The following is a 12,460-nucleotide window of genomic DNA, read 5'->3' on the forward strand; positions in this document are numbered from 1 at the left end:
AAAAACAGTTATGGATATCTTACTTAGTTATTTAGCCACGGCCTGCTTCGAGCGCCAGCGACTAGCGAGACTTCCCTCACCTCATGACACGATAAGTCAACATCAATTCAGGTTTTATGGAAGGTCGACTAAAAGGTCCAACGTCGACATACGCCTTATGCAGGTGCATGTTTCCTTTATCTCCTGCGGTTCAGTCAAGTCCGTACGCCGCTAACCGGCGCTCTGCGCTTTTTTATGAAAAATGTTAAAAAGATCAAAGACAATATATGACTAACTTTGACATATTATCTGTGGATAAAAAAATTTGTTTATAACTATTCGTTTTATAATTTATTTATCCACATGTTGATAAATTATAAAATGTTTTTGTTTTGATGTGGAAAACTTTCCAAAATGGATAGTGATGTGATAATCTAATAAGTTAGTGACTGATTAATTTTAATGTGGATAACCTAATAATAAAATTGTTCAATAATAGATAGTAGGAAATGTGGAGGTGAACAAATGGAATCAGAGACGATAGCTGCCATATCGACTCCAATTGGAGAAGGGGCGATTGCAATTGTACGGTTAAGCGGGGTAGATGCGTTGGATATTGCTCAGAAGATATTCCAAGGCAAAAATCTACTAGAAGTTACTTCGCATACGATTCATTATGGAAAGATTGTAGATCCAAGTACAAATGAATTAGTGGAAGAAGTAATGGTTACTGTTATGCGAGCGCCTAGGACATTTACACGTGAAGATGTTGTTGAAATTAATTGCCACGGTGGTCTCGCGTCTGTTAACCGTTTGTTAGAGCTTGTGCTTGTAAATGGGGCTAGGCTTGCAGAACCTGGTGAATTTACGAAAAGAGCATTTTTAAATGGGCGAATTGATTTATCCCAAGCGGAAGCAGTTATGGATTTAATACGTGCAAAAACAGATAAAGCGATGGGTGTTGCTTTAAAGCAAATGGATGGTCGATTATCGAAATTAATTCAGCAGCTAAGGCAAACATTAATTGAAACTGTCGCACATGTAGAAGTAAATATTGATTATCCAGAGTATGATGATGTAGAGGAAATGACTAATGCACTATTAATTGAAAAGTCACAAGTGGTTTTTCAAGAAATTGACCGGTTACTGCAAATGGCAAAACAGGGTAAAATATTAAGAGAAGGTCTAGCAACAGCTATAATAGGTAGACCGAATGTAGGGAAATCGTCACTGTTGAATGCATTAGTCCATGAAAATAAAGCGATTGTAACGGATATACCTGGTACCACAAGAGATGTGATTGAAGAGTATGTAAATGTGCGTGGTGTACCACTTCGATTAGTTGATACGGCGGGTATAAGAGATACAGAAGATATTGTAGAGAAAATTGGTGTAGAAAGATCGCGGCAAGTACTAAAAGAGTCAGATCTCATCTTACTAGTACTAAATTATGGTGAAGAGATATCGGAAGAAGATAAAAAATTATTAAAAGCGGTAGAAGATTTAGAAGTTATCGTGATTGTTAATAAAACAGATTTAAAACAACGGATTGATTTGAACCAATTACACGAGCTTGCACCAGAGCACACAATCATTACGACGGCATTAATTGAGGATAAAGGTATTGATGAGTTAGAATTAGCTATAGCGGATACCTTTTTTGAAGGAGAGATTGATGCTGGTGATCTAACTTATATTTCAAATGTAAGGCATATTCAATTACTGAAGCAAGCGAAGCAAGCATTAACCGATGCTATCGATGCAATTGAAGCGGGAATGCCGATAGATCTCGTACAAATAGATGTTACGAGAACATGGCAGCTATTAGGTGAAATTGTTGGCGATACGGTTCATGAAAGTCTAATTGATCAATTGTTCTCGCAATTTTGCTTAGGAAAGTAAATGATAGAAGAAAGTCACTTAAGTGAACGAAGGAGAGATAGCTCATGACTTATGAAGCTGGTCATTACGACGTAATTGTTATTGGGGCTGGTCATGCAGGGTGTGAAGCGGCAGTTGCTTCAGCACGCCGAGGTGCCAATACATTAATGTTAACACTGAATTTAGATATGGTAGCATTCATGCCTTGTAATCCATCTGTTGGCGGACCTGCTAAAGGTGTAGTAGTTAGAGAGGTAGATGCGTTAGGTGGAGTCATGGGAAAGGTAATCGACAAAACCTATATTCAAATGCGCATGCTTAACACAGGTAAAGGTCCTGCTGTGCGTGCATTACGTGCACAAGCGGATAAACCTTTATATATAACAGAAATGAAAAACCTGCTTGAAAACCAAGAAAACCTAACGATGCGTCAAGCAATGGTAGAACGCCTAATCATTGAAGACGGAGAATGTAGGGGAGTAATTACAGAAACAAAAGCTGCCTATCGCGCTGATGCGGTTATTATTACGACGGGAACATTTATGAGAGCTCGCGTGATTATTGGTGATTTATCATATGAGAGTGGTCCGAATAACCAACGAGCTTCAGTAAAGCTATCAGAGCACTTAGAAGAGATTGGATTCCAATTGGTTCGCTTTAAAACCGGAACACCACCCCGGGTACTAAGTCAGTCGATTGATTATTCAAAAACGGAAATTCAGCCAGGCGATGACAACCCGCAGCATTTTTCTTATGAAACGAAAAAAGCACTTCCAGACCAAATTCCATGTTGGTTAACGTATACGAATGAGTTTACACATGAAATTATTAATGAAAACTTAGGCCTATCAGCAATGTATTCAGGAATGATCAAAGGAACCGGACCAAGATATTGTCCTTCTATTGAAGATAAGGTCGTTCGTTTTCATGATAAGCCTCGTCACCAAATATTTTTAGAGCCAGAAGGTCGAAATACAGAGGAAGTTTACGTGCAAGGTTTATCAACATCGTTACCAGAGTTTGTGCAAAGGGATATTCTTCGTTCTATCGCTGGCTTAGAAAATGTAGAGATTATGCGTTCTGGTTATGCAATTGAATATGATTCTGTAGTACCAACGCAGTTATGGCCAACGTTAGAGGTGAAAAATACACCAAGATTATTCACTGCTGGGCAAATTAATGGGACGTCAGGTTATGAAGAAGCTGCAGGTCAAGGAATTATGGCAGGCATTAATGCTGCATCAAAAGCACTTGGTAAAGAATCAGTAATCCTTGATCGTTCCCAAGCGTACATTGGTGTACTCATCGATGATCTAGTTACCAAAGGTACAAATGAACCATATCGATTGTTAACTTCTAGAGCAGAATATCGTTTACTGCTTCGTCACGATAATGCAGATTTACGCCTGACCGAAATAGGATATCAACTAGGGATGATAACAGAAGATCGATATCAACAGTTTTTAACTAAAAAAGGGTTGATTGAGGAAGAAAAACAACGCTTAGCTTCCGTTATGATTAAACCAACGGAGGAGGTCCAGCAATTAATTAATGAAACTGGTGGTACGTTACTCAAAGAAGCTATTAAAGCATTTGATTTATTAAAAAGACCAGAGATCAATTACGAGTTAATCGAAAAGATTTCTGCTTCAGAAATCGAACTATCCGGTGAAGTTAAAGAACAAGTAGAAATCCAAATCAAATATCAAGGGTACATCGATAAATCTAATCAACAAGTTGACCGCATGAAAAAGATGGAGAATAAAAAGATACCTGAAGATATTGATTATAATGATATCGGTGGAATTGCAACAGAAGCAAGAGAAAAACTTAAAACGGTTCGTCCTTTATCTGTCGGTCAAGCTTCACGAATCTCGGGAGTGAACCCAGCTGATGTATCCATTTTATTAGTTTATATCGAACAAGGTAACATCGCACGTGTTTCCAATGAGTAATTAGAACACGCATTAACTTAATGGAAGGATTTTGGCCATGGATGTATCTAGTTTCCAGCAACAGCTTTCCGATCGTGGAATACAATTATCTGACGAACAATTAGATCAATTTAACAAGTATTATGAAATACTAGTAGAATGGAACGAAAAAATGAATCTTACGGCAATCACGGAGAAAGAGGAAGTGTATGCCAAGCATTTTTTTGATTCGATTACGGCGGCCTTTTACTATGATTTTACGAAAGAAGTTCAAATATGTGATGTTGGTGCAGGAGCAGGTTTTCCTAGTATCCCGATCAAGATTTGTTTTCCGCACTTAAAAGTAACTATTGTTGATTCATTACAAAAACGCATTACATTTTTAAATCAACTTGCAAGTCAGCTTAATTTAGACAATGTTGCATTTTACCATGATCGTGCCGAACAATTTGGAAAAAATGCTAAGTTTAGAGGGTCATTTGATGTTGTGATGGCACGAGCAGTAGCAAGAATGTCCGTATTAAGTGAGCTATGTTTACCATTAACTAAGACTGGTGGATCATTTATTGCAATGAAAGGTCCCAAGCTTCAAGAAGAACTCACAGATGCAAATGCTGCTATACAGTTATTGGGTGGAGAATTATCGGATTTGCATACCTTTGAGCTTCCTGATCATAATGGAGAAAGAAACATTGCAATTATAGACAAAAAAAGAAAAACACCAAATAAATATCCAAGAAAACCAGGTGTACCAAATAAGACCCCAATAATATAAAACAAAAACAGTGCAGCTTTGCGAGTTGCACTGTTTTTGTTTTTTTACCATATCTATTTTTCTTACAGATAAATCAATTTACAATACTGCTTTAGTGCCAATCTCAGGAACAGTTATGAAAGGTTTTATAAAGGTATTATTAAAATTTCTTGATCATTTTGGAAGACAATAGTATTTTCTGTTGATAAAATAAAAACAAGTGTTCGATTTCTGTTGCGAATATTATCCTAAACTCTGTCGTAGTGTTAAACAGGCGCTGTGGAAAAATACGCCCTTTCCGCGGGGAACGCTCTACTCCTCCTCGATCGCAAAGAGCGCTCTCTGCGGGGTCTTCAGACTGTTCCTTTCCCGCTGGAGTGGCGTATTTTTCCACAGCTTAGGGTACTGTTACACACCTTTTATGAAGCGTAGTCCATACACTTTGACTCCTCGAAAATAAAACCCAATTTTCTTCGTGCGATGTATCGCTGTCGTAGCTTTCCTTGGGACTGCGATTACTCGTCCCACCGAAAACATTTGTCCTGCGGGACTAGTGGCGTAAGTGAGACCCCGAAAACATGAGTTCGAGGAGGTTCACTAGCCCCCCGCGGAAAGCAAAGTGTATGGACGGAGCGGTGCACATGTAAGTTCAGTGAACACATATGCACTACGACGGAGTTTACTTCAATTATGAAATTCTATTAGCAATAAACTGTACGAAAAGAGCCAATTCATTAGAATTCTAACGAAATAGTATGATAAAATTTATATTTCTTTGCTGTTGGGAGCATCAAAAAAAATACTCATTCTTTTCAATGTATGATAGAATAATAGACAGAATCAATCGATTGTGATTAATTTGTCATCGGAATAGTAGTTTTTAGGTCTATGTTTCACGTGAAACAATTGTTTTTCAGTAAACATAGCATTATCTATGATCGTAAAAGGTGGTGTCTGTTAATGCTACATCCGTTTAACCGTATTTTTGGCTTAGGTGAACAAGCAAATTCAGAATCGGTAGAGGAATATCAACCTGATGAGGTTATACAAATACCAGTTGTGAACATTGAGCCCAATCGTTATCAGCCACGATCTATTTTCAATGAAGAAAAAATAGAAGAATTGGCTCGAACAATACATACGCACGGGATTATACAACCTATAATTGTTCGGAAGTTTGATAATGTAGAAGGAAAGTATGAAATTATTGCTGGTGAGCGTAGGTGGAGAGCAGTTCAGTCGCTAGGCTGGGAAAACATTTCTGCAATCATCAGGGATATGTCAGAGTCACAGACGGCTTCAATCGCACTAATTGAGAATTTACAACGAGAAGAATTAACTGTTATTGAAGAAGCGATGGCATATGCGCGTTTGTTAGAAATTCATGGTATAACACAAGAAGCACTTGCCCAACGATTAGGCAAAAGCCAATCAACAGTCGCAAATAAAATGCGTTTGTTAAAACTTCCTGAACAGGTACAACATGCATTATTGGAAAAGAAAATTACGGAACGACATGCTCGTGCTCTCATTGTTATAAAAGATCCAGAGAAGCAAGTGGCGATTTTAGAAGAAATTATTAATAAACAACTAAATGTTAAACAAACCGAAGAGCGAATTGCAAAGCTTTTCGCTGAGAAACAACAAAAGAAGAAACCGAAATTAAAGGGAATAAATAAAGATATGCGTATCGCTATGAATACGATTAGACAATCGTTGAACATGGTGACAGATACTGGTATCGATTTAGAAACCGATGAACAGGATTATGATGATTATTATCAAATTACGATAAAAATTCCTAAGAAAAAATCATAACCGATAAATTTCCCATCTTGACATAGTAAGATGGGTATTTTTTGCACTATAGTATGCATGGATTAATAATATTGTTGTTATCTACAAATTGGTGATCGTTTACTAGTCTTACGTAATGTGAATCTAATTTCTTGTTTACAATTTGATAACAATCCATGTAATAAAATAAAAAAGTGATATTATATTAGATAAGAACGATGTTAGGTAGGTGACACCATGGGTAAAGTAATCGCCGTTGCAAATCAAAAAGGCGGAGTAGGAAAAACTACATCAGCAGTTAATTTAAGTGCATGTCTTGCATACTTGAACCACAAAGTGTTACTTGTTGACATAGACCCACAAGGAAATGCTACAAGTGGAGTGGGTATTAATAAAGCTGACATGAATCAATGTATTTATAATGTTCTTGTTGAAGATGTAAGAGCTGATAAGGTTTGTGTACCAACCTCTGTTGAAAATTTAGATGTTATACCTGCGACAATTCAGCTTGCGGGTGCTGAAATTGAATTAGTTCCGACAATTTCAAGAGAAGTTCGATTGAAAAAGGCTTTGGAAGTAGTTCGTGATAACTATGATTATATACTAATCGATTGTCCACCATCGCTAGGGTTGTTAACGATCAATTCCTTAACTGCTGCTGACAGTGTATTAATTCCGGTGCAATGTGAGTATTATGCACTAGAAGGGTTAAGCCAGTTACTAAATACAATTCGTTTAGTGCAAAAACATTTAAATAAGCAATTAGAAATTGAAGGTGTAGCATTAACAATGTTTGATGCTAGAACAAATCTGGGTATTCAAGTCATTGATGAAGTGAAGAAGTATTTTCAAGATAAGGTATACCAGTCGGTAATTCCAAGAAATATTAGACTTGGAGAGGCGCCGAGTCATGGAAAGCCTATTATTCTTTACGATCCGAAATCTCGTGGCGCGGAAGTTTATTTAGATTTAGCAAAGGAAGTGATCGCGAATGGCGAGAGGGTTAGGTAAAGGTATTAATGCTTTTTTTCCTGAATTAGAAGAAAAAGCTGATGATTTAGTTCAAGAGCTCTCTATTAATGAGCTAAGACCAAATCCTTATCAGCCAAGGAAGACATTTCAAGCTGAAGCTATTGATGAATTAAAAGAATCGATTAAAGAATATGGTATTCTACAGCCTTTGGTCGCGAGAAAGAGCATTAAAGGCTTTGAAATTGTAGTCGGTGAGAGAAGATATCGTGCTGCAAAGGAAGCTGGGCTCACAACCGTTCCAGTGATTGTAAAAGAATTAACAGATGAAAAAATGATGGAATTGGCATTATTGGAGAATCTTCAAAGGGAGGATTTAACTCCTATTGAAGAAGCGAATGCTTATTCAAATTTAATGACAGAACTACATTTAACGCAGGAGCAATTATCTCAACGATTAGGTAAAAGTAGATCACATATTGCAAACCTCGTGAGATTATTATCGCTGCCAGATCACATCAGCGCACTTATTAATAATGGTGAGCTATCGATGGGGCAAGGGAGAGCGTTACTTGGATTAAAGGATAAAGAAAAGCTGATTCCATTGGTAAATAAGATTAGAAATGAATCACTTAATGTAAGACAAGTGGAGCAGCTGATTACACTAATAAATGAAAATAAAGTAAAAGAGAAGAAAAAGACCGTAAAAAAAGATATATTTTTGTTAGAACGAGAAAGTCGTTTGCGAGAACATCTAGGCACAAGTGTTACGATTAATAAAGGCAAGAAGAAAGGTAAGATAGAAATAGAATTTTTCTCAGAAGAAGATTTGAATCGTATCTTAGATTTCTTTGAGAAATAAATCAGTTTCATATTTACCTTAGAACACTGTTATGAGTAGTGATGAATCAGTAAAAGACCTAATTAACAGGATAATTCCTCTTAGTTAGGTCTTTTTTAGATGAATTGCGTGAAAAATCCTGGATTAATTAGCACAAGCGCCACCAACTAAATAATTCTTTTGCACGTTTGTAAACAGACACATGCGCTTTATTATAACTAATGCGTTTAATTATTGAGTCGATAATGCAATAATAGTATGATTATGTGGCAGTCGTTTTTATTTATGGTTCAATGTTCCACGTGAAACAATTACATAGTAATGGGGATGTATGTATGGCTTTATTAGGTACACTAATTAATGGTGCATGTATTATTTTAGGTACTATACTAGGTTTGTTCTTTACTAAAATACCAGAAAGATATAAAGATACGATTATGCATGGGATCGGGCTAGCTGTACTATTAATAGGTTTTCAAATGGCTTTTGGAACAAATAACATTGTTATTGTGTTATTAAGCCTGTTGTCTGGTGCTATTATAGGGGAAATGTTGAGATTAGAAGATCGTCTTAATAGCCTTGGTGCATGGTTGGATAAAAAGTTTTCAACGGAAAAACAAGGAAATATCTCGCAAGGGTTTATAACTTCTACATTAATTTTTGCAATAGGTGCCATGGCAATCATTGGGGCATTGGACAGTGGGTTGACTGGCGATCATGAAGTGCTAGTAACAAAATCAATTCTAGATGGTTTTACTTCTTTAGTCTTAACAACCACACTTGGATTTGGCGTGATTTTTTCAGTAGTACCTGTAGTGTTATACCAAGGGACTATTGCATTGTTAGCTACTCAAATAGTTGCTTGGATACCGGAATCTTTCATGGATGTATTTATTGTTGAAATGACTGCAACCGGTGGATTATTAATCGTTGCTATTGGTTTAAATATATTGAAGTTAACTAGTATACGTGTAGCCAATCTTTTGCCGTCATTAATAACAGTTGCTATCATTATATATGTATATCAAATAATTGCATAAAATATGCAATGAAAGTGCGCGGCATCCCTCGGTAAGAAGGTGCCGCGCACTATTTTTATTAAAGCTCTTTTGTTAAAGTTTCTTTTCTTTTACTTCATATTTGAAATATAATCCAACATACGGTTTGTGATTCCCACTCTAGACAGTGCATTTCGTTAGTTTAAAACGTTATTATTTAACGGTCGTGGCTTCACTAGCTCAGAAGCATAGTACGTTTCTGACTGGACGCTAGTCCCACTGGGTTCACTTCCCGGAGCTCGAATCACACTAATAAAAAGCATCCCCGTTAGCAAGTGAGGAATGAACTTCGACTCCTTAGGCCTAGTAAGGGTCATACAGTCGGTGTCAGACAAGGACAGTTTTATTCCGGTAGGCATTAAGAAACGGCGTAAATGAAGCTTCGCAGGCGCACGGCGTGGGGAGGCTCAATAGTCCCCTGCGGAATGCGAAGTGTATTTCCAAAGCGGGTAGTTTGCTTGTGGATAATCTATTCTAAACTCAATACTATGTATCAAAGTAAAAAGAAGTGCTTATGTGTCACTTCTTTTTATTTTATTGTTGTAAATGTAAGTATCTAATAATTGAATAACTTGTGCGATTTTTTTTGCCATTTCCATTACTATGTGCAGACGTGTGTTTTGTAGCACAGTATAATCCATATGTCCGACACGATTTACTACCGCTGATATATGAATGTCACCAACTGCAGGTAATTGCTTGTTTAAAGCAGCACCAGGCTTTAGCGGTCCTTTTTCAGTCATTATCGTACCAATGGAATTAGTGCCTCCAAGACAAGCATCTACTGCGATGATAAACGGTTGCTGATATTCATTATTAATTTCATGAAGTTTATCTAGTAGATTGACTGCATGAATAGGTTCTTCTAATGTTCCGTATAAAGTTATCTCATGTAGGTCGCCCACCAATGATCCTGTTAGTGGTCCAAGTGAATCACCTGTGGAACGGTCAGTACCAATACATATGACAATAATAGGTTGTTGTAAAGATGGTAACCAAGGGGAAATCACATTGGCCATTTTATTTGCAAACGAAGGGTCATAATAATCAAATCTATTTATACTTTTTTTAGGTTTTCTGTTTATTAGATTCATAGCTTACCCTCCACTTACATAATTGTATTAGTATACGGAAAAAAATTAAGGTTTATACATCCAAATAATTTCATAAAGGTGTTTTCAACGATAGAGATTTGTATTAGGTGGACAGGTATTATATATCGTTGCAAAAGGCTGGGTTTTTAAAGGTGATTATAAAATTGACTTTTATAGAAAAAAAGAAACTGGAGGAAAGCACATGTGGAAATCAGGGTTTAAATGGATGTTCTTAATAATTGGTACAACGATCGGAGCAGGTTATGCATCAGGGAGAGAACTGTGGCAGTTTTTCGGCAATGAAAGTGGACTAGCCATTCTGCTTTTTGCAATTCTGTTTTCTTTATCCTGCTATGTCATTTTACAAATAAGTCATGAGTATAAGTCATCGCATTATTTACCGGTGCTTCGGATTATTATTGGACCTAAGTTAAGTTATATATATGACGGAATGATTATGATTTATTTATTCTCAACGACGGTCATTATGTTAGCTGGAAGTGGAGCAACTTTGGAAGCATTTCACTTTCCATTTTGGTTAGGGATCGTTGTTATCGTAATTCCGCTTATTCTCACTTTTGTATGGGATATCAATGGGGTATTGTCATTAAATAGCTTAATTTTACCCCTTTTGATTGTTGGATTGTTATCGACTTTACTGATATTTTCCTTTCAAGAAAACCTGTCGTTTATACCGGATTTATCTAAACAAAGGAATTGGGTGGCAGCATTTCCGTTTACAGCATTGAACATTTTACCGCTTATTGCTGTACTAGGAGCAGTCGGAAATCAAACAAAAGGAAAAGGGGAGTTGTGGATTGCGAGTATTGGTAGCGGCGTAATCTTAGGAAGTATTTCATATATTTATAATAGCAGTTTAATTCAAATTTCTGACCAAGTGTTATTATATGAGATTCCACTTTTTGCGATTTTAAGACATTATCCTTATGTGATGTTTTTATTTGTATCTGTTATGCTTTGGTTAGCTATATTCACCACTGCAGTGTCTGGAACAATGGGAATCGTTACAAGAGTAAGGAATATGTTTACTGCTCCCTTGTGGGTATTATCTGCTGTCATACTTTTGATTATGGTTCCATTGACGAAAATTGGTTTTTCCACGCTAATAGAGTATCTATATCCACTTTACGGTATACTAAATTTGTATGTATTATCTGCAATTATATTGTATCCTATCATTAATAGATATAAAATGGAGCAGAAATGATAGAGTACTTCGCAGATGCAGGAGGTCAACGCGTGGAATTAGTGGAACAACAATGGCAAGAAATAGTGGAAAAAATTACAGGACCTGAGTTGTGGTTTGATGTTGGCGAAATTATACTGAAAATAATATTAATTATCGTGGTTGCTAGTATCGCAGTACGTGTCGGAACAAAGCTCGTCGATCGAGTATTTCGCAAGCGTGATCGTGGGCCGTTTAAAATTACAGAAAGAAGAGAAAACACGTTAAAAAAATTAGTGCAAAACACGTTGAGTTATGTCGTCTATTTCACAGCTTTTATGATGGTATTAGATACAGTTCACATCCCTATAGGAGCGCTATTAGCTGGTGCGGGTGTAGCAGGATTGGCAATCGGTTTTGGTACCCAGAACCTTGTGAAAGATGTCGTCACAGGATTTTTTATTATATTTGAAGATCAATTCTCTGTGGGCGATTTTATCCGGACGGCTTCTGTAGAAGGAACGGTAGAAGAGATTGGTTTACGAACAACCAAAATACTTAGCTGGACAGGTGAAGTAAACATTATTCCCAATGGCAACATTACACAAGTGACTAATTATTCCATGCATAACAGCATTGCAGTAGTTGATATAAATATTCCATATGAAGTTGATGTTGCACAGGTAGAGCCTATTATTAATGATTTACTACAAGAGATGCCGAACCAATATACTGAATTAGTAGCAGCTCCTGAAATATTAGGAGTGCAAATGTTAGATGCCTCTCATATCGTGCTACGTGTGACAGCAGAAGTTCATCCGATGGAGCACTGGAGAATGGCTAGAATCCTTCGTAAGGATATTAAAGCAAAGTTAGATCAAGAAGGAATCGATATACCACTACCACGAATGGTAATGTATACTAGAGATAAAGCAAATGCGGAAACTGATGGAAAAGGTGTGTAAGC

10 protein-coding genes are annotated in these 12,460 nt (G+C 36.8%); 9 read left to right on the plus strand and 1 reads right to left on the minus strand.

The window, feature by feature from the left end; all coding sequences use genetic code 11:
- Positions 1 to 504: 504 nt before the first annotated feature.
- The 7 genes from mnmE (at position 505) to ACI6MV_RS06220 (ending at position 9,195) form a co-directional block, all read left to right on the plus strand.
- Positions 505 to 1,881: a tRNA uridine-5-carboxymethylaminomethyl(34) synthesis GTPase MnmE gene (gene mnmE / locus ACI6MV_RS06190; protein ID WP_407269381.1), complete on the plus strand. Its 1,377-nt coding sequence runs from the start codon at positions 505 to 507 to the stop codon at positions 1,879 to 1,881.
- A gap of 44 nt (positions 1,882 to 1,925) precedes the next feature.
- A complete protein-coding gene (gene mnmG, locus ACI6MV_RS06195) occupies positions 1,926 to 3,815 on the plus strand; it encodes a tRNA uridine-5-carboxymethylaminomethyl(34) synthesis enzyme MnmG (protein WP_407269382.1) in 1,890 nt (629 codons plus the stop codon).
- 37 nt (positions 3,816 to 3,852) lie between these two features.
- A complete protein-coding gene (gene rsmG / locus ACI6MV_RS06200; RefSeq protein WP_407269383.1) occupies positions 3,853 to 4,569 on the plus strand; it encodes a 16S rRNA (guanine(527)-N(7))-methyltransferase RsmG in 717 nt (238 codons plus the stop codon).
- Between the two features lie 939 nt (positions 4,570 to 5,508).
- Positions 5,509 to 6,366, plus strand: a complete 858-nt coding sequence (gene noc, locus ACI6MV_RS06205; RefSeq protein ID WP_407269384.1) for a nucleoid occlusion protein — start codon at positions 5,509 to 5,511, stop codon at positions 6,364 to 6,366.
- A 216-nt stretch (positions 6,367 to 6,582) separates the two neighbouring features.
- A complete protein-coding gene (locus ACI6MV_RS06210; protein ID WP_407269385.1) occupies positions 6,583 to 7,356 on the plus strand; it encodes a ParA family protein in 774 nt (257 codons plus the stop codon).
- Positions 7,337 to 8,176: a ParB/RepB/Spo0J family partition protein gene (locus tag ACI6MV_RS06215; RefSeq protein WP_407269386.1), complete on the plus strand. Its 840-nt coding sequence runs from the start codon at positions 7,337 to 7,339 to the stop codon at positions 8,174 to 8,176. The genes ACI6MV_RS06210 and ACI6MV_RS06215 overlap by 20 nt, the downstream gene beginning before the upstream one ends.
- A gap of 314 nt (positions 8,177 to 8,490) precedes the next feature.
- Positions 8,491 to 9,195, plus strand: a complete 705-nt coding sequence (locus tag ACI6MV_RS06220) for a DUF554 domain-containing protein (RefSeq protein ID WP_407269387.1) — start codon at positions 8,491 to 8,493, stop codon at positions 9,193 to 9,195.
- 530 nt (positions 9,196 to 9,725) lie between these two features.
- Here the strand turns inward: ACI6MV_RS06220 and yyaC are convergent.
- Positions 9,726 to 10,307: a spore protease YyaC gene (gene yyaC / locus ACI6MV_RS06225; RefSeq protein WP_407269388.1), complete on the minus strand. Its 582-nt coding sequence runs from the start codon at positions 10,305 to 10,307 to the stop codon at positions 9,726 to 9,728.
- A 202-nt stretch (positions 10,308 to 10,509) separates the two neighbouring features.
- On the opposite strand from yyaC, the gene ACI6MV_RS06230 reads away from it, so the two are divergent.
- Both ACI6MV_RS06230 and ACI6MV_RS06235 read left to right on the plus strand, forming a co-directional pair.
- The gene (locus tag ACI6MV_RS06230; RefSeq protein WP_407269389.1) at positions 10,510 to 11,535 is read left to right on the plus strand and encodes a YkvI family membrane protein; all 1,026 of its coding nucleotides are present in this window, start codon (positions 10,510 to 10,512) and stop codon (positions 11,533 to 11,535) included.
- Positions 11,536 to 11,567: 32 nt separating this feature from the next.
- Positions 11,568 to 12,458 carry a mechanosensitive ion channel family protein gene (locus ACI6MV_RS06235; protein WP_407269390.1) on the plus strand — a complete coding sequence of 297 codons (891 nt, stop codon included), beginning with the start codon at positions 11,568 to 11,570 and terminating at the stop codon, positions 12,456 to 12,458.
- Positions 12,459 to 12,460: the final 2 nt, after the last annotated feature.

It is taken from the genome of Radiobacillus sp. PE A8.2 (genome assembly GCF_045635475.1).
GTDB lineage: Bacteria > Bacillota > Bacilli > Bacillales > Amphibacillaceae > JBJGXI01.